Origin of the sequence: Bacillus sp. AFS023182, from assembly GCF_002560575.1 — a bacterium.
Classification (GTDB): domain Bacteria; phylum Bacillota; class Bacilli; order Bacillales; family Bacillaceae_G; genus Bacillus_A; species Bacillus_A arachidis.
Genome location: NZ_NTRO01000022.1, coordinates 1 through 18,126, shown reverse-complemented (window position 1 = coordinate 18,126; position 18,126 = coordinate 1). Strand labels below are relative to the sequence as shown.

Genomic DNA, 18,126 nt, shown 5'->3' with positions numbered 1-18,126 from the left:
GTTCATCCTATATATCTTGCATATAATCCCTTCGCCACCGTCGTATCATTCGTTCCGTGAATAAACGCTCTACCATCTGTAAATAGCACAAAACGATATTCATCAATCAGAAACGATAATAAGTACGGTGTCATTTGTACATCCACACTTTTTTGTAAGCGCTTTTTAATTTCTTCTAGGTTAAGAATTTGTGGCACTCCCGGACGGATTTGCACCGTATTTCGTCCACATAATACTTCGGTTTTCATTTGCGATTCAAACGCTATACTTGGATACGTGCGCAGTTTTCCACAAGATAAACACGTATCTTTTTTCTGTCTATTTACTTTAAACGCCATATACTGATTGTTCCAAAGATCAAATGACAGCATCGTTTCACGAAGCGCCCCAAAATCTTCTACCAATATTTTAAGTGCCTCTGTCACTTGATGACTGGAAACTATTTGTACAGCTGGCTGTATAATTCCAGCCGTATCACATGTCACGCCGCTTGATGGATGCTCCATCAAACAACGGAAACACGGTGTTTTCCCCGGAATAATTGTATATGTGACGCCGTAGCTTCCAACGCATCCTCCGTATATCCAAGGAATATTGTATTTTTGTGAAATATCATTAATGAGAAGACGTGTTTCAAAATTATCAGTCGCGTCTAATATTAAATCTACATTCTGAATGAGCTCTTTCATTTCTTGCACCGCTACATCCGTTACAACCGGTACGATTTCTACTTCAGAATTAATCTGCCTTAAACGTTCAGCCGCTGCAACTGCTTTTGGCTTATACTCTTTTGCATCTGCTTCTGTATATAACTGTTGCCTTTGTAAGTTGCTCCACTCAACATAATCGCGGTCTGCAATCGTCAGTTTTCCAATTCCCGCCCTCACAATCGCCTCTGCATTTGCTGCTCCTAGTGCACCGGCACCAATAATGAGTACATGCTTTTCTCTTATTTTCCTTTGTCCTGTCCCGCCAATTCCCGAGAACAATATTTGTCTTGAATAACGCTCCTGCACGCTGCATCCCCCTTTCTTATCCTCCGATATAAGACATTTCAATTTTCGGACGATTATTTGCACTTTCTTCAGTCCGCTCATCAGAATACCGATCTGTCCGGTATTCCCATACAGCTTTCACTGCCTCTAATAAATCGGAATCAGAAATTCCTGTTCGAAGGAGCGTCCGTAAATCCTTTCCTTTCGTTGCAAATAAACACGTATAAAATTTCCCCTCTGCCGAAATCCGTGCTCTTGTACAAGAAGAACAGAAAGATTCAGAAACTGAGGTAATGAATCCAACTTCCGCATCACTTCCGGCATAACGATAGCGCTTCGCAACCTCTCCAAAATAATGAGGTTCTGCAGGTTCAATCGGATATACCTTGCTAATCTTTTCAATCAATTCTTGTTTCGTAATGACCTGTTCAAAATTCCATCCGTTCGTACTGCCAACGTCCATAAACTCGATAAAGCGAAGCGGAATTCCCTGCTCTTTAAAATAAGAGGCCATCGGAAGAATTTGACTATCATTCATTCCTTTTTTCACAACCATATTCACTTTCACATCAAGTCCAGCTTCTTTTGCTGCTGCAATCCCTTTTAGCACAGGTTTTGTACTAATATTCCGGCCGTTAATTTTGCGAAATACCTCGTCCTCTATCGCATCTAAACTAACATTCACTCGGTGTAATCCCGCTTCCTTTAACGCCTTTGCTTGTTTTGTTAAATGAATACCGTTTGTTGTAAGTCCAATATCCGTTAAACCTTCAAGCTTCACAAGCCGTTCAATAAGCTTTGGTAAATCTTTTCTGAGCAGCGGTTCACCGCCTGTTAATCTAATTTTCTTTACACCTAGGTTTACAAATAATTTTGCTAATCGTTCAATCTCATCAAATGTAAGCAAAAATTCTTCTTGCAAAAATGCATAATCAGGTCCGAATACTTCAGCTGGCATACAATATGTACACCGAAAATTACAACGATCAATGACAGAGATGCGCAAATCTTGAAGTGGACGCCCTAAAGAATCTGTAATCTTCTCGTGCATCGTCACCCCTCCTTTTCTGCTAAATTCTATCTGTCTTCATTCTATTATAATATATTTTTAAACTGCGATGTTTTTGCTTAAGCTCTTTATTCATTTTCTATGTTTTTTAGTTGCCTCCATCATAGAAAAGAAGAAGAAGGTACGTTGTGATATTTCTCACATCGCCTTCTTCATTCAAAAATTCTTCACAAATTCGTTCAAATTTTATTCACATTTCAGATACAACTACTTTATTTGTGTACGATATTCTTCTCCCCACTCACGCATAAGAGTAATAATTGGTGTAAGAGATTTTCCGAATTTCGTTAAAGAATACTCCACTTTTGGTGGAACTTCTTTATATACCTCACGGTGAATGACACCTGCAGCCTCGAGCTCTCTAAGCTGCCTTGTTAACATGCGTTGTGTAATACCAGGCATCAATCTTAAAAATTGATTAAAGCGTATCTCTTCAGCATTCATCAAATGAAACAAAATAACACCTTTCCATTTTCCACCGATTACATCAAGCGTTACTTCTACTGAACAACGATTTATATGTTTCTGTTCCATATTTTCACTCTCCATTAGTATACAAATTGATACTATATGCTAAAAATGTGCGTACTTACATCATCCATTGTACTATTGTAGAATCAATTTTGTAATCAACTTACTATAAAAAAGTAAATTAAAAAAGGTGGTTGTTTAAATGAAACCTACAAAAGAAGAAATTTTAAAAGCGTATCAATTTAGACATGCATGTAAAGAATTTGATGTAAATAAAAAAATCTCTGATGAGGATTTTCATTTTATTTTAGAAACTGGTCGTCTTTCTCCAAGTTCATTCGGCTTCGAGCCTTGGAGATTTGTTGTCATTCAAAACCAAGAATTGCGCAACAAACTACTCCCTGTAGCATGGGGTGCACAAAAACAATTACCAACAGCAAGTCACTTTGTCATTATATTAGCTCGTAAAAAAGAAGAGATGATTTATAACTCATCCTATATTTCTAACTTTATGAAAAACATTCAACACCTCCCTGAAGAAGTGATAACGATGAAACGTGGTTTTTATAAAGAATTTCAAGAGTCTGATTTTCAATTACTAGAAAGCGACCGTGCCATGTTTGATTGGGCTTCTAGACAAACCTATATCGCTCTCGGAAATATGATGACTGCCGCTGCCCAAATCGGCATTGATTCTTGTCCTATTGAAGGATTCAATAAAGAAAAAGTAGAAGCTGTTTTAAAGGAAGAAGGTATTCTTTCAGATGAATCATTCGGTGTTTCTGTTCTAGTTGCTTTCGGTTATCGCGCAGAAGAACAGAAACATGATAAAACTCGTCAATCAATGGATACGATTGTTGAATGGATTAAGTAATGTAAAAGAGTGTCTACAAAAGACACTCTTTTTTCCGCATGAAAAGCAAACTTGTTCACAGCTAAAAATCACTTTATCACTTATAAATAAAAAGAAATTTCTTGCATTTTCACCATGTTTACATCCACAATAAGAAGTAGACTGCTTTAAAAAGAAAGGTGATTGCTGTGACAAACCGTACGGCATTATCAAACGATTTAAAAGAACTCCTTGCATCTGTTGAATATAAAGCACAGATTAATAAAGGACATTATATTTTCCAAGAAGGCGTGGAAGCGAAAGAACTCTATATTATTCACTCTGGAAAAGTACAAATTAGTAAAATTAGCGCTGATGGCCAAGAGTTAACACTTCGCATTTGTTCGAAACACGATATTATTGGAGAATTAACATTATTTACGGAGAATGCAAAATATTTATTGAATTCGAAATGCCTCGAGGATGTTGAGGTTGGCGTCATTAAACGGGATGCTTTAGAAAAGGCATTGCTTCAAAAACCTGCTCTCGCATTTGAATTTATGAAATGGATTAGTGAACATTTACGAAGAATGCAAACAAAATTTCGTGATTTAGTGTTACATGGAAAAAAAGGAGCTCTTTACTCCACACTTATTCGCATGACAAACAGTTATGGCATATTAAAAGAGAATGGCATTCTTATCGATCTACCTTTAACAAACCAAGAGCTTGCGAATTTCTGTGCAACCTCACGTGAAAGTGTAAACCGTATGTTAAATGATTTAAAAAAACAAGGAATTATTTCTATTCATAAGGGAAAGATTACGATTCATAATTTGCAATTTTTAAAATGTGAAATTGCTTGTGAAGATTGTCCTGCCTCTATTTGTAGTATTGAGTAGCCTCTCTATTTGAGATGCTACTCTTTTTTCTTTCTCCTTGATTCTACAAAAAACCTACATTTTGTGATGTGTAAAATATCACACCTTTCCCATAAAATGTTACGAATCTGATTTTTTGACAATCTGTTGAACTGTGATAGATATCACATCTCTATTTTGCACGCTCTCTTATAGTGAAAGTAAGCAAAAGAGACGCAATAAAGGAGTGAACAGTATGAAAAAGAAACCTTCAGCATTAATGAAACGTTTAAAATATTTTTCTCCAATAGATCGCTATAACGATAATCATACACAAGAAACATACGAAGATCGCGAATGGGAAAATGTGTATAGAAAACGATGGCAACACGATAAAGTAATCCGTTCTACACACGGCGTTAACTGTACTGGCTCTTGTAGTTGGAATATTTACGTAAAAGATGGAATTGTGACTTGGGAAGGTCAAGAACTTAACTACCCATCCACTGGTCCTGATATGCCAGACTTCGAACCAAGGGGATGTCCGCGTGGAGCAAGTTTTTCTTGGTACATCTATAGTCCGCTTCGCGTGAAATATCCATATGTACGCGGTGTTCTTTGGAATATGTGGCAAGAGGAGCTACAAAATCATAAATCACCATTAGACGCTTGGAAAAGTATCGTAGAAAACCCTGAAAAAGCACGTACTTACAAGCAGGCACGTGGTAAAGGTGGATTCATCCGTGCAAATTGGGATGAAGTATTACAACTTGTTGCCGCTTCTTTACTTTATACAGTAATCAAGTACGGTCCAGACCGAAACGTTGGTTTCTCACCAATTCCAGCCATGTCAATGCTGAGCCATGCTGCTGGTAGTCGCTTTATGCAGCTTATGGGTGGACCGATGCTTAGCTTCTACGATTGGTACGCTGATTTGCCACCAGCTTCCCCGCAAATTTGGGGTGATCAAACCGACGTACCAGAAAGTAGTGATTGGTATAACTCAGGTTACATTATGACTTGGGGTTCAAACGTACCAATGACAAGAACACCAGATGCCCACTTCTTAGCAGAGGTGCGCTATAAAGGAACGAAAGTTGTTTCCGTAAGCCCTGACTTTGCGGAATCCACAAAATTTGCTGATGACTGGATTAGCGTAAAACAAGGTACAGACGGTGCACTTGCGATGGCAATGGGGCACGTCATCCTACAAGAGTTTTACGTAGATAAACAAGTGGAATACTTCACAAATTACGCAAAACAATATACTGATTTCCCATTCTTTGTCACACTCAAACAACAAGGAGACCAATTCGTTGCAGATCGTTTCTTAAATGCGAATGATATCGGCCGTGAAACAAAACTTGGCGAATGGAAACCTGTTCTTTGGAACGATAACACGAAAGATTTCGCAACACCTCATGGCACAATGGGTTCACGTTGGGATAATGAAAAGAAATGGAACTTGCGTTTAGAAGATGAACAAACAGGCGAAAAAATTGATCCACGTCTTTCCTTACTTGGTATGGAAGATGCAGTGAGAACTGTGCAGATCCCATACTTCTCTGATGATGGAAACAAAGTATTAGAACGAACAATTCCAGTGAAAAAAATCACTACAGAAGAAGGCGACGTTTTCGTTACAACCGTGTACGACTTAACGTTAGCAAACTACGGTGTTAATCGCGGACTTGGCGGGCAGGAACCGAAAGATTTCAATGATGATGTTCCATTTACACCAGCATGGCAAGAAAAAATGACTGGAGTAAAGCGAGAACTTATTATTCAAATCTCTCGCGAGTTTGCTCAAAATGCCATTGATACAAACGGTCGCTCGATGATTATTGTCGGCGCTGGTATTAACCATTGGTTTAACTCTGATACGATTTACCGTGCGGTTCTAAATCTTGTTCTTCTCGTTGGTGCACAAGGTGTAAACGGCGGTGGTTGGGCGCATTATGTTGGGCAAGAAAAGCTACGACCAGCAGAAGGTTGGCAAACCATCGCAATGGCAAAAGACTGGCAAGGTCCGCCGAAACTACAAAACGGTACATCCTTCTTCTATTTCGTAACAGATCAATGGCGTTATGAAGATACACCAGTCGGACATTTAGCATCGCCAGTTGTCGGTAACTCACGCTATCAACATCACGGTGATTACAATGTGTTAGCTGCTCGCCTTGGCTGGCTACCTTCGTATCCAACGTTCGAGAAAAACGGAATTGAAATTTATAAAGAAGCTGTCGCTAGTGGCGCAACAACACAGGAAGAAATCGGGAAATACGTTGCGCAGAAGCTAAAAGATAAAGAATTGAAATTTGCCATTGAAGACCCTGATAACAAAAATAACTTCCCGCGCAACTTATTCGTATGGCGCGCAAACTTAATTTCAAGTTCCGGTAAAGGACACGAATATTTCTTAAAACATTTATTAGGTACAACAAACGGATTAATGAATGACGATAGCGATTCATTACAACCAGAAGAAATAAAATGGCATGAGGAAGCACCTGAAGGAAAGCTTGATCTACTAATCAACTTAGATTTCCGTATGGCTGGAACAGCACTTTATTCTGATATCGTTTTACCTGCTTCAACTTGGTATGAAAAACACGATTTAAGCAGTACAGATATGCATCCGTTCGTGCATCCATTTAATCCAGCAATCGGTTCTCCGTGGGAAGCTCGCTCTGACTGGGATATTTTCTGTTCCCTTTCGAAAGCAGTCTCTAATTTAGCAACAGAACTTGACCTTGAACCAATGAAAGAAGTTGTTGCAACACCACTTCTTCATGATACACCGCAAGAATTAGCACAACCACTTGGCAAGATTAATGACTGGAGCAAAGGTGAGTGTGAACCAATACCAGGAAAGACAATGCCGCAAATTCATGTTGTAGAACGAGATTATAAAACGATTTATGACAAGATGACAGCGCTTGGACCAAACGCTGGAAAACAGCCTATTGGTACGAAAGGAATTTCCTGGTCAGCAGAAAAAGAATATGAACAATTAAAGAGTAGATTAGGTGTTGTTCGTACTGATTCTATCGCAAAAGGATGCCCTGACATAACAGAGGCAATCAATGCTGCCGAAGCAGTGTTAACCCTTTCTTCTACAACAAATGGTCATATGGCCGTAAAAGCTTGGGAAGCTCTTGAAAAACAAACAGATTTACAGCTTCGTGATTTAGCTGAAGAACGCGAAGAAGAATGCTTCACATTCGAACAAATTACAGCGCAGCCAAAAACGGTAATTACATCCCCTGCTTTTACTGGTTCCGAAAAAGGAGGACGTCGTTACTCACCATTTACAACGAATGTCGAGCGTCTTATCCCTTGGAGAACGATAACAGGGCGACAATCTTTCTACTTAGATCACGATATGATGAAAGAATTTGGTGAAACGATGGCAACATTTAAACCAATCTTGCAACATAAACCGTTCCGTAAATCACGCCCTGAAGTAGAAGGGAAAGAAATTACACTGAACTATTTAACACCACATAATAAATGGTCAATTCATAGTATGTACTTCGATTCATTACCGATGTTAACGCTATTTAGAGGTGGTCCAACTGTTTGGATGAACAAAGACGACGCTGCCGAAGCTGGCGTTAATGATAATGACTGGATCGAATGCTTCAACCGTAACGGTGTTGTTGTGGCACGTGCCGTCGTAACGCACCGTATACCAAGAGGAATGGCCTTTATGCACCACGCACAAGATCGTCATATTAACGTGCCTGGTACGAAATTAACAAGCAACCGCGGAGGAACGCATAATAGTCCAACCCGCATTCATGTCAAACCAACACATATGATTGGTGGATACGGCCAATTAAGCTATGGATTTAACTACTATGGTCCAACCGGTAACCAGCGTGACTTAAACGTCGTAATCCGCAAACTGAAGGAGGTAGATTGGCTTGAAGATTAAAGCGCAAGTCGGAATGGTAATGAACCTAGATAAATGCATCGGCTGCCATACTTGTAGCGTAACATGCAAAAACACCTGGACGAATCGTCCAGGTGCTGAATATATGTACTTCAACAACGTGGAAACAAAACCAGGTATCGGTTATCCAAAACAATGGGAAGATCAAGAAAAATATAAAGGCGGCTGGGAATTAAAAAACGGTGAAATCCAGCTAAAGTCTGGTTCAAAAATGAAACGTCTTATGAACATTTTTCATAATCCAGATCAGCCTACAATCGATGATTACTTTGAGCCTTGGAACTATGATTATGAAACATTAACAAACAGCCCGCAGCGAAAACATCAACCAGTAGCTCGTCCGAAGTCAGCAATTACAGGCGAATTTATCGACAAAATTGAATGGGGACCAAACTGGGAAGATGATTTAGCAGGTGGACATATAACAGGATTACAAGATCCGAACGTCAAGAAAATGGAAGAAGATATTAAAACAGATTTTGAGAACGTCTTTATGATGTACTTACCTCGCATTTGCGAACACTGTATGAATCCATCTTGTGTTTCTTCTTGTCCATCTGGCGCAATGTATAAACGTGAAGAAGATGGGATTGTCCTTGTCGACCAAAATGCATGCCGTGCTTGGCGATTCTGTGTATCTTCTTGTCCATATAAAAAAGTGTATTTCAATTGGCAAACAAATAAAGCAGAGAAATGTACAATGTGCTTCCCGCGTATTGAAGCTGGTATGCCAACAATTTGTTCTGAAACATGTGTAGGACGTATTCGTTATATCGGAGTTATGTTATATGACGCTGACAAAGTAAAAGAAGCTGCTTCTGTTGAAGACGAAAAAGATTTATATGAATCTCAGCTTACTGTTTTCCTAGATCCAAACGATCCAGAAGTAGCAGCTGAAGCGAAAAAACAAGGTATTCCTGAAGAATGGATTAAAGCGGCTCAAGAGTCACCTATTTATAAAATGATCATTGATTGGAAAATCGCCCTTCCTCTTCATCCAGAATATCGTACAATGCCCATGGTTTGGTATATCCCACCGCTCAGTCCAATTATGAATATGGTGGAAGGCAAAGGAAGCAACTGGAAAGCAGAAGAAATTTTCCCTGCTATTGATAACATGCGTATTCCAATTCAATATTTGGCCAACTTACTGACAGCAGGCGATGAATCACATATTCGTCTTACATTGAAAAAAATGGCTGTTATGCGAACGCATATGAGAGCACTGCAAATTAATAAAGAACCAGATGAAGCTGTATTAGCAAACTTAGGCTTAACGAAAGAAGATGTGGAAGATATGTATCGCCTTCTTGCTATCGCAAAATACAAAGATCGCTTCGTTATCCCTACATCTCACCGCGAACAAGTTGCAGATTTATATAGTGAGCAAGGAAGCTGCGGTCTTTCCTTCGCAGGTGGTCCAGGTTCTTGTATGACGATCTCTTAAATAAAGGAGGCAGGCAAATATGAAACAAAGTTTACAAACCGCTTTTTCTTGTTCTTCCTTTCTTCTCTCCTATCCTGAACTAGGTTGGAGAGAAGCTTTACTAGAATTACAGGAAGCGATTCAAACGATTGAACACGAAGAAATCCGCGCATCACTTACAACATTTATAAAACAAGCACTAGAAAAAACAAACGATCAACTTATTGATTCTTACGTATATACATTCGACTTCGGAAAGAAAACAAATATGTACCTTACTTACATGAACACAGGTGAACAAAGAGAACGAGGAATTGAATTATTAGAGTTAAAACAGCACTATCAAAAGGCTGGCTTTGCAGCAACAGACAAAGAACTACCTGATTATTTACCACTTCTACTTGAGTTTCTTGCAAACGCGAATGAAGAAGATAGCGAACCGATTATGAGTAAATACACGAAAAATATACAAGCATTGCACAAGCAGCTACAAGAAGCAAATTGTATGTACGAACCAATTATCGCTGCCATTCTCCTCGCTATCGATGCCTGGGGAGTACAAGCGAATTAGAAAGGAGTGTCGTCAAAATGATGAATCAATTTTTATGGGTACTGTTTCCCTATATCATTTTCGCAATCTTTATCGGCGGACACATTTTCAGATACAACTATGATCAATTTGGCTGGACATCAAAATCTAGCGAACTATTAGAAAAGAAAATGCTCCGAATCGGAAGCTTGCTCTTCCACTTTGGCATTATGTTCGTAATCGGTGGACATATCATGGGAATATTAATTCCAGAATCCGTATACAGCTCTTTCAGTATTTCAGAGCATACGTATCATATGGTCGCTATCGGCTTCGGTCTTCCTGCTGGAATCGCTTCTATCGTCGGATTAGTCATTTTAATGTACCGCCGCTTTACAGTAAAACGCATTATCGTAACAAGTACAAAAGGAGACTACGTGGCCCTTGTCCTCTTATTCATCGTAATGTTAGCAGGACTATCCTCTACATTTTTCAATATTGATGCAAAAGGATTTGATTATCGAACAACAATCGGCCCATGGTTCCGCAGCCTCTTTGTTTTCCAGCCGAAAGCAGAATATATGGCAGAAGTACCTATTTGGTTTAAAATCCATATCATTGCAGCGATGGGGCTCTTTGCAACATGGCCATTTACAAGACTTGTACATGTCTTCAGCGTTCCTATGAAATATTTACAACGCAGTTATGTGATTTATCGTAAAAGACAGCCTATTGAATCTGAAAAAGCAAAAATTTAATAAAAATAGCACCTATCTCATAATAGGAGGATAGGTGCTGTTTTTTACATTCATATTCTATGTTTGTTGTTTTTACTATCTTACAACACTTGAATCCCAAGCATCATTGTTACCGGATTTATACCACACTCCACCGATTTGTTGCCAACCTGTTTGCAACAGAAAAGACTCCACTCGTTGTCTAACATTAGAACAAATTTGCGCAATATATAAGAATCATTGCGAGTGTCCTCTCATGTTATTATCCTTGCTCTTCTCCCTGTTTCCCTTGTAAACGGAGCAGACGAAAACGGATGATATGTTATAAGTATGTGAAAAACCCCCCGCTTTTGGCAGGAGGGTTTTCTATAGACCAGGCGCCGAATCAAAATTATCCGTATTGGGTGCAGCCTGTAAGATGCCAGTTGCGCTTATACCGGAATCTGTATTTCCACTTGCTCCTGCAGGTGCTCCTTTCGTATACGTTGTAGTTATTGTATCTCCTGGCTGTAAACAAACCTTTGTTGTTGTTCCAATTACTGTCACAACATCAATATAAGTTGGCCCAGATGCTCCACTATACGTCTTTGATGCACTAAATGAAGTATCCCTTAAATTATCTCCCGTAAATAGATTTCCATAGTTATTAACAATAATAAATTCTTTAATATTTGCCGGCATTACCAGTCAACCTTTCTTTTACGAACCTAATGTTAATTCACTTGTTTCTAACGGAGGAATAAATACAGTCCCCCTCGGCACCTCTGCTGGCATGCGCTTCCCATTTAAAAAGGTGGCAACGCTTGAAGCCCCAGAACCAGCATATATTTTCGCTACAGCAAATGGTTCGATACTAAAACAATCGCCTACATTTACCGCTCCTCGATTATTTATAATTTTAATCTTCCGAAGAAATGCACTCATAAGTAACCTCCTTTCTAAGAAAAGGATTCTTTTGTACACTGTATGCAAAAAAAAAAAACTTGAAACAAACACGTTTCAAGTTTTAAGAACGAACTATTGAATTTCACCTTCATATTGCAGCATACCGCCGACCATATTTACCGTTTTAAACCCTTGTTCATTTAAATAGTGACATACATTTTCACTACGCATTCCTGATCTACAAATAAAAATATATTCATTTTCTTTATCAAAGAAGTCAACTTTATTTGGGATATCACCCATTTTAATATGTACAGCTTCTGGAATTTTCCCTTGTGCTACTTCCTCATCTTCACGCACATCTACTAAAAATAATGTTTCTCCATTTTCTAAACGTTCTTTCAATTCTTCTGTTGTAATTGTTTTTACTTCCGTCATATCCATAATTCCTCCTTATATACAATGTAACTCTAAGTAATCAGCTTTTTCTTTACTCATCTATTCATCTCCAATTTTAGCATGCAAAATTACGAACGCAAACACTTGAAACTTCTTATCTTTTTATTGTTTCTCAGCACAATTGCAAATGAATCTATTTACAAATATAGCTTTTACATTGTATCCTCAATATACTTGTTTTACGAAAGGAGTCACTTGAAATGACACTTGTTCTTTTCATTATAGGTCTCATTTTTTTAACTCTTGCTATCATTTCACTTGGTGTATTTAACAAAAGTAAGCCTACACAATCTTCTCAAGAACGATCATTCCTCTATTTATTAATCGGCATTGCTTGTTTAGGATTGTGCATTGCAACATACCTCTTCCGTTTAAAAATCATCTAAAAAAAGGTGCCTGCTTAACGACTTGCACCTTTTCTTTTACACATGGCTAGACACTCTTCTCCTTAAAAACTCATCCACTTTCTTTTCAAATAAATGAACATCTATTACTCCAGCCATATGACCATTTATACTTTCAATCTCATACACTTCCGCATACTTCCCTTGCTTCCTAAGCACGTCTACCATTTGATAATTATAACGAGAAGGTTGCAACAAATCTTGTTTGCATGGAATCATAAGCACATCTGCCTCGATTTGAAAAAGTGCTTCTTCTAAAGAAGAAAAGCCGTGGGCAAGATCATGTAATAATGTGGCCTTTGCTGTATACATCCATGAATTCGCATCAACAAAAGTAATATTTTGAAGTGTCAACGCATTTATATTTTGTTCAAATGACAGTAATGCCGAGAAATTCTCATAAGGTGCTGTTTCTGCACTATTACGCTGAAATGTCGTTTCATAATAGTGAGCATCAAATGCATTTATAAACATCATTTTTCCTGCTACATGTAATCCTTTCATTGGCTGTTCTTCCCCATAATTTCCATCATTCCACTTCGGATCTAACTGAATAGCTTCGATTGCATTTTGCAGAACATTAACCGACGTTACAACCGGATTTTGCGGGTTCGTAATTACACCAATCATCCGCTCTACCACATCCGGATAATGAACAGCCCATTGCTGTGCAATCATTCCACCAGCTGAAGGCCCTATGACAGCATGCAATCTTGTTATTCCCATGGCTTTCACTAATTCATATTGCACACGTGCCACATCTAAAAACGTAAATACCGGAAACTCCATCCCATATTCAAATCCTGTTATTGGATTGATTGATTTTGGCCCCGTTGTCATTACGTAAGGATTCTTCACTTGTACATTGCAAATATTATCGGTACATATTACAAAATAGCGATCTGTATCAATTGCTTTCCCCGGACCAATCAGTCCATCCCACCATCCAGGAAATGGATCCTCTTCCGTATATTTTCCCGCGGCATGGCTTGTTGCACTAAAATAATGACAGACTAAAATCACATTTGATTTTTCCCGATTTAATTTACCGTATGTCTCATATCCAATCTGAACGGGAATTTTCATGCCGTTTTCAAATGTGAATTCTTTTAAATAAAAGTTTTCTTTTTTCACATGTAACAATTTTTTCCCTCCTTCGCTACATTTCTTCCAACATGTTCATTCATATATTTTTCAGCTTATAAAAAGAGAAACTTTCTCTTAAAGGAAATTTATATATATAAAATGAAATTCCTTCTTACTCTCTTAAATAAGTGCATAATATACAAAAATACCCACAAACTAACATTATCTAACATCATTAAAGAGGGAATACATATGATATGGAAATGGTTTCGCAAGAAAAAAAAATCAAGTAAAACAGATTCAAAAGGGCAAGCTCAAGCTACTCAGCAAGACAAGCAAGATCAAAACAAACAACAGCAAGCTGCTCAGCAAGACAAGCAAACACAAAACAAACAGCAGCAAGCTGCTCAGCAAGACAAGCAAGATCAAAACAAACAACAGCAAGCTGCTCAGCAAGACAAGCAAACACAAAATAAACAACAGCAAGCTGCTCAAGATACGAAACAAGATACACAAACGCAGCAAAATAATAATAGCAATAGCATTTATGATTTCAGTAAACCTGAGAAAGAAAAGGCTCACTCTCTTCAAGATTTATTAGAAAACCTAAAAGCATCTAGTGATTTTGTAAGTTATCATACGTCAGATGATGAAACAATGCCGTACTGGATTTCTTATTATCGGCCATCACTTGATGGGGAAAAATTACAAAAATATTTAATGCCAGCATTACTAGAGCGTACATACTCTACATTAGAAGAATTAAAAGAACATATTCCGATGAGCGGGATTACGATTACAAACGACCTTCAAAAAATTGAAGATATGGTTTTAAAAGGGCATGCGATTGTACAGTTACATAAACAAGATCAAAAATGTATCTTAGCAAATATCACAATTGATAATTATCGGGCACCATCTATTCCCTTAAATGAATCTACAGTTATTGGTCCACAAGAGGGATTTGTAGAGGATATTGATACGAATATTAACTTAGTACGTAAACGCCTTCCGGTGTTAGCACTACAAACAAAAGAAGTTATCATTGGGACGTTCTCTAAAACAAAAGTTGTCATGATGTATTTAGAGAATCTTGCTGAAAAAGACAGTGTTGATTATTTAGAAGAATCACTTCGTACAATTGAATACGATCAAATCAACGACAGCTCCTATATTCAAGAATTAATGGGAGAAAAATCAATCTTCCCACTATATATTAATACAGAACGTACAGACCGAGTAACGACCGCATTAATTGATGGGAAAATCGCTATTTTTGTAGATGGTTCACCGAGCGTCTTACTCACTCCTGTTTCATACTTTGATTTTTTCGTTTCACCAGAGGATTACAACGTATCTTGGCTTTACGCTACGTTTTCAAGACTTTTACGACTCATTGCTGTTCTATTTTCCATCTGCGCAGCACCATTATATGTTGCCATTTTAAGTTATCATTACGAATTAATTCCAAGCGATTTACTCGAAACATTAATTTTATCAAGAGCACAAGTTCCTTTCCCACCTTTAATAGAAGCGCTCTTTCTAGAACTAGTTATTGATTTACTTAGAGAGGCCGGGGCTAGGCTGCCAATGAAAGTAGGGCAAACACTCGGTATTGTAGGCGGTATCGTAATCGGACAAGCATCTGTACAAGCAGGACTAACAAGTAATATTTTGTTAATCATTGTCGCCTTATCCGCGTTAGCTTCCTTTATCACACCGATTTATAAGATGGGGAACGCAGTTCGCTTACTACGATTCCCATTCCTTTTATTTGCAGAATTAGGTGGACTATTTGGAATTTCACTAGGTTTTATCTTTTTATTTACTCATCTATTCAGGCTTTCTTCTTTACGGAAACCATTCGCGCTCTTTTATCCAGCAAGGAAGCAATCAATAAAAGACTCTTGGGTCCGATTTCCGTTATCTATGATTGATACAAGGGATATTCAAGCAAGACCGCAACACGTAAAAAAATCAGCAACAGGAATTTCAATAAAACATACATCTGATTTTGATGAATAAGAAACGAGGTGCACCTATGAGTAAAGTCAAAACAAAATATCAAATATCTCCCATCTTTGTTTTCTTCTTAGTTCATAGTGCACAGTTCGGTGCTGGAGTTCTCGGGTTTGCACGCATTATTGCTAAAGTTGCAGGCTATGATGCTTGGATTGGCGTTCTTATCACTGGAATCATCATTCATATTCTCGTTTGGGTGATGTATTACTTATTAAAAAATACAAACGGCAACCTAATAGATCTTCATCAGCAAACTTTTGGAAAATGGCTCGGTAATGGCATTAGTATTGTATTCATGTTGTATTTTTTCGCTTTGAGTATATCCGTTGTTCGAACGTATGTTGAGATTGTTCAAGTATGGATGTTTCCTACCGGGTCCACTTGGATGTTCACAATCTTTTTATGTTTATTAAGTTACTACGTCATCTCATCAGGATTTCGCGTCATGACCGGTATCTGTGTACTTTCAATCGTGGGAACATTAGGTTATATTTTTCTTAGTTTTTTTATGTTGCGATACGCACATTGGGAAAATTTACTTCCTGTTTTTTCACATTCTTTCGGAGATATTTTAAAAGCATCTCAATTTTCAATTTATAGTATGACAGGCTTTGAAATCTTGCTTATGATATACCCATTTGTGAAGAATCCCGAAAAATCTCATAAATTTGCACAATATGGTGTATTGTTCTCTAACATTTTATATTTATTTAGCACGATTTTGGCATTCGCTTTTTTTAGCGAAAAACAGTTATCAAAAACAATTTGGTCTCAACTTTCCATGACACAAGTTATTAAATTACCCTTTATCGAACGACTAGAATACATTGCCATCTCTGGCTATGCACTTGTAATTCTTACAAGTTCTATTCTTCCATTATGGGCCGCTACAAGAGGAACGCATGAAATCTTTCATGTAAAGCAAAAATACATTTTACTTTCTTTCATACTAATTACCATTATTGTTTCACAACTTTTAACAAACAGGCACGATATCAACGATTTTATTAGTTATATTTCCAAAATTAGTCTTTGGCTTATGTATGTTTACATCCCAATCTTATTTCTTATCGTGTGGGTGAAAAGAAAATGGAAAAAATCAAGAGAAAACTAATTCTTCTTTCATGTATTTGTTTATTCACCATAACAGGCTGTTTGCAAAAAAATATTGTTGATGATGTTCAGTTAATTCAAGGGGTTGTTTTTGATACAGCAAAAAACAATAAAATAAAGGTGACATCGGTTTGTCCGGTGCAACGAAAAGGAAATAAAGTACAGGTCTATGAAGGAGTAGCAAATGCTGTTAAACAAGTAAAAGCTGATACTTCTTTGGAATCTTCTCAACCATTTGCAAGCGGACAAATGCGCATTGCTTTGTTTACTACAAAAATTGCCAAAAAGGGATTGTCGACCTCCTTTGACACATTGGTTCGTGATGTCAGCATCGGAAACTCATTGTATGTTGGATTATTAGAAGGAAATGGACCTGAGCTGTTTAAAGGAAAATATACAACTTCAGCTAATGTTGCTATTTATATAACAAAAATGTTAGAGCATAACATGCAAACAGGCCCCTTACCAACTGATAATTTACATTTAGGTGCATTTCGTTATTATCGTGAAGGCCAAGATTCTTATATGCCTATCCTAAAAAAGAGTAAAGACAAAATCAAAATCACTGGCATTGGACTTTTAAAAAATGATAAGTATGTCGGAAAAATTGATCAACAAGATATGTTCGTATTTAAGGGATTATCGGAAAAACATCGGTTAGATTCACACGAATTTAAAAGTAATAATGGATATGTAATGATCAATAATATACGCTCCAAGCCAACGTATACTGTAAATGTAAAAGCTGGAAAGCCTTCCTTTTTAATTAAAGTAAAAATGGATGCACGCATTCTAGAACTTTCGAAACAAATAAACCTAGAAAATAAAAAAAACACAAAAAAAATATCACGAGAAGTTGAACAACGCTTAAATGCTAAAGCCGCAAAACTTATCAAAAAATTTAAATCTCTAAATGTTGATCCCCTTGGGCTAGGAGCTCAATTTAGACAACACTATAGACCATTTAAATTAGCAGAATGGCAAAAAATGTATAAAGACGTACCTATCACAGTAAAGTATGAGGTTAATATTACAAATTCAGGTGTAATCGAATAATAGGAGATATAGTTTCCTCAAAATGTAAGATAATGATTGAACTCCTCTTTCGGTCATGATACAACGGAGAGAGGAGTTTTTTATACTACTTACAAAATTACTTACATAGAGAAAAAGATATTTACGGGGGAGCTTATGTCTAAAAAGTTAGTAAAGCCTATTTTATATGGTATCCTATTTCTCAGCGTCTTTTTATTTGCTCATACATACTTAAAAAATGTTTC

General features: G+C 37.5%; 17 protein-coding genes. 10 read left to right on the top strand and 7 right to left on the bottom strand.

From position 1 onward, the window contains the following. Positions 1 to 2: 2 nt before the first annotated feature. The 3 genes from CN288_RS11135 to CN288_RS11125 form a co-directional block, all read right to left on the bottom strand. The gene (locus tag CN288_RS11135; RefSeq protein ID WP_090688019.1) at positions 3 to 1,016 is read right to left on the bottom strand and encodes a molybdopterin-synthase adenylyltransferase MoeB; all 1,014 of its coding nucleotides are present in this window, start codon (positions 1,014 to 1,016) and stop codon (positions 3 to 5) included. Between the two features lie 16 nt (positions 1,017 to 1,032). Then, positions 1,033 to 2,046: a GTP 3',8-cyclase MoaA gene (gene moaA, locus CN288_RS11130; RefSeq protein ID WP_090688022.1), complete on the bottom strand. Its 1,014-nt coding sequence runs from the start codon at positions 2,044 to 2,046 to the stop codon at positions 1,033 to 1,035. A 225-nt stretch (positions 2,047 to 2,271) separates the two neighbouring features. Beyond that, entirely contained in the window at positions 2,272 to 2,598 is a 327-nt protein-coding gene (locus CN288_RS11125) for a winged helix-turn-helix transcriptional regulator (RefSeq protein ID WP_026593752.1), read from the bottom strand. Between the two features lie 139 nt (positions 2,599 to 2,737). Here CN288_RS11125 and CN288_RS11120 point away from each other — a divergent pair, with 139 nt between their 5' ends. The 6 genes from CN288_RS11120 to narI all read left to right on the top strand — a co-directional run bounded on the left by CN288_RS11120 (position 2,738) and on the right by narI (position 10,898). Further along, the gene (locus tag CN288_RS11120; RefSeq protein ID WP_098302278.1) at positions 2,738 to 3,409 is read left to right on the top strand and encodes an NAD(P)H-dependent oxidoreductase; all 672 of its coding nucleotides are present in this window, start codon (positions 2,738 to 2,740) and stop codon (positions 3,407 to 3,409) included. A gap of 167 nt (positions 3,410 to 3,576) precedes the next feature. Next, complete coding sequence (locus tag CN288_RS11115) at positions 3,577 to 4,269, top strand: Crp/Fnr family transcriptional regulator (RefSeq protein ID WP_026593754.1); 693 nt, start codon at positions 3,577 to 3,579, stop codon at positions 4,267 to 4,269. Between the two features lie 214 nt (positions 4,270 to 4,483). Next, positions 4,484 to 8,167, top strand: a complete 3,684-nt coding sequence (locus CN288_RS11110; protein ID WP_098302277.1) for a nitrate reductase subunit alpha — start codon at positions 4,484 to 4,486, stop codon at positions 8,165 to 8,167. After that, complete coding sequence (gene narH, locus CN288_RS11105; protein WP_026593756.1) at positions 8,157 to 9,632, top strand: nitrate reductase subunit beta; 1,476 nt, start codon at positions 8,157 to 8,159, stop codon at positions 9,630 to 9,632. Before CN288_RS11110 ends, narH begins: the two co-directional genes overlap by 11 nt. A 19-nt stretch (positions 9,633 to 9,651) precedes the next feature. Further along, positions 9,652 to 10,182 (top strand): nitrate reductase molybdenum cofactor assembly chaperone, encoded by a 531-nt coding sequence (gene narJ / locus CN288_RS11100; RefSeq protein WP_026593757.1) that lies wholly within the window; start codon positions 9,652 to 9,654, stop codon positions 10,180 to 10,182. A gap of 17 nt (positions 10,183 to 10,199) precedes the next feature. Continuing rightward, positions 10,200 to 10,898: a respiratory nitrate reductase subunit gamma gene (gene narI / locus CN288_RS11095; RefSeq protein WP_026593758.1), complete on the top strand. Its 699-nt coding sequence runs from the start codon at positions 10,200 to 10,202 to the stop codon at positions 10,896 to 10,898. 345 nt (positions 10,899 to 11,243) lie between these two features. Here narI and CN288_RS11090 read toward each other — a convergent pair whose 3' ends face one another. From CN288_RS11090 to CN288_RS11080, 3 genes are all read right to left on the bottom strand, one after another. Beyond that, positions 11,244 to 11,558, bottom strand: coding sequence for a hypothetical protein (locus CN288_RS11090; protein ID WP_026593759.1), 315 nt, complete (start codon positions 11,556 to 11,558; stop codon positions 11,244 to 11,246). An 18-nt stretch (positions 11,559 to 11,576) separates the two neighbouring features. Beyond that, entirely contained in the window at positions 11,577 to 11,801 is a 225-nt protein-coding gene (locus CN288_RS11085; protein ID WP_026593760.1) for a spore germination protein, read from the bottom strand. Positions 11,802 to 11,894: 93 nt separating this feature from the next. Continuing rightward, positions 11,895 to 12,200 carry a rhodanese-like domain-containing protein gene (locus CN288_RS11080; RefSeq protein WP_098302365.1) on the bottom strand — a complete coding sequence of 102 codons (306 nt, stop codon included), beginning with the start codon at positions 12,198 to 12,200 and terminating at the stop codon, positions 11,895 to 11,897. A 221-nt stretch (positions 12,201 to 12,421) separates the two neighbouring features. On the opposite strand from CN288_RS11080, the gene CN288_RS11075 reads away from it, so the two are divergent. Continuing rightward, the gene (locus CN288_RS11075; protein ID WP_026593762.1) at positions 12,422 to 12,607 is read left to right on the top strand and encodes a hypothetical protein; all 186 of its coding nucleotides are present in this window, start codon (positions 12,422 to 12,424) and stop codon (positions 12,605 to 12,607) included. A gap of 36 nt (positions 12,608 to 12,643) precedes the next feature. On the opposite strand, the gene CN288_RS11070 is transcribed toward CN288_RS11075, so the two are convergent. Beyond that, on the bottom strand, positions 12,644 to 13,711 hold the full coding sequence (locus CN288_RS11070; protein WP_441296556.1) for an alpha/beta fold hydrolase: 1,068 nt from the start codon (positions 13,709 to 13,711) through the stop codon (positions 12,644 to 12,646). A 252-nt stretch (positions 13,712 to 13,963) separates the two neighbouring features. On the opposite strand from CN288_RS11070, the gene CN288_RS11065 reads away from it, so the two are divergent. Genes CN288_RS11065 through CN288_RS11055 form a run of 3 tightly spaced genes read left to right on the top strand, consistent with a single transcriptional unit; the run spans position 13,964 to position 17,902 of the window. Beyond that, positions 13,964 to 15,736: a spore germination protein gene (locus CN288_RS11065; RefSeq protein WP_098302275.1), complete on the top strand. Its 1,773-nt coding sequence runs from the start codon at positions 13,964 to 13,966 to the stop codon at positions 15,734 to 15,736. A gap of 16 nt (positions 15,737 to 15,752) precedes the next feature. Next, a complete protein-coding gene (locus CN288_RS11060) occupies positions 15,753 to 16,847 on the top strand; it encodes a spore germination protein (protein ID WP_026593765.1) in 1,095 nt (364 codons plus the stop codon). Continuing rightward, positions 16,823 to 17,902 carry a Ger(x)C family spore germination protein gene (locus CN288_RS11055; RefSeq protein ID WP_098302274.1) on the top strand — a complete coding sequence of 360 codons (1,080 nt, stop codon included), beginning with the start codon at positions 16,823 to 16,825 and terminating at the stop codon, positions 17,900 to 17,902. Before CN288_RS11060 ends, CN288_RS11055 begins: the two co-directional genes overlap by 25 nt. The last annotated feature ends 224 nt before the right edge of the window (positions 17,903 to 18,126 follow it).

Bases quoted from the DNA above. Each gene is read 5' to 3' on its own strand.
- moaA (WP_090688022.1), bottom strand. From the start codon at position 2,046: ATGCACGAGAAGATTACAGATTCTTTAGGGCGTCCACTTCAAGATTTG.
- CN288_RS11125 (WP_026593752.1), bottom strand. From the start codon at position 2,598: ATGGAACAGAAACATATAAATCGTTGTTCAGTAGAAGTAACGCTTGAT.
- CN288_RS11120 (WP_098302278.1), top strand. From the start codon at position 2,738: ATGAAACCTACAAAAGAAGAAATTTTAAAAGCGTATCAATTTAGACAT.
- CN288_RS11110 (WP_098302277.1), top strand. From the start codon at position 4,484: ATGAAAAAGAAACCTTCAGCATTAATGAAACGTTTAAAATATTTTTCT.
- narJ (WP_026593757.1), top strand. From the start codon at position 9,652: ATGAAACAAAGTTTACAAACCGCTTTTTCTTGTTCTTCCTTTCTTCTC.
- narI (WP_026593758.1), top strand. From the start codon at position 10,200: ATGATGAATCAATTTTTATGGGTACTGTTTCCCTATATCATTTTCGCA.
- CN288_RS11090 (WP_026593759.1), bottom strand. From the start codon at position 11,558: ATGCCGGCAAATATTAAAGAATTTATTATTGTTAATAACTATGGAAAT.
- CN288_RS11085 (WP_026593760.1), bottom strand. From the start codon at position 11,801: ATGAGTGCATTTCTTCGGAAGATTAAAATTATAAATAATCGAGGAGCG.
- CN288_RS11080 (WP_098302365.1), bottom strand. From the start codon at position 12,200: ATGACGGAAGTAAAAACAATTACAACAGAAGAATTGAAAGAACGTTTA.
- CN288_RS11075 (WP_026593762.1), top strand. From the start codon at position 12,422: ATGACACTTGTTCTTTTCATTATAGGTCTCATTTTTTTAACTCTTGCT.
- CN288_RS11070 (WP_441296556.1), bottom strand. From the start codon at position 13,711: ATGAAAATTCCCGTTCAGATTGGATATGAGACATACGGTAAATTAAAT.
- CN288_RS11065 (WP_098302275.1), top strand. From the start codon at position 13,964: ATGATATGGAAATGGTTTCGCAAGAAAAAAAAATCAAGTAAAACAGAT.
- CN288_RS11060 (WP_026593765.1), top strand. From the start codon at position 15,753: ATGAGTAAAGTCAAAACAAAATATCAAATATCTCCCATCTTTGTTTTC.
- CN288_RS11055 (WP_098302274.1), top strand. From the start codon at position 16,823: ATGGAAAAAATCAAGAGAAAACTAATTCTTCTTTCATGTATTTGTTTA.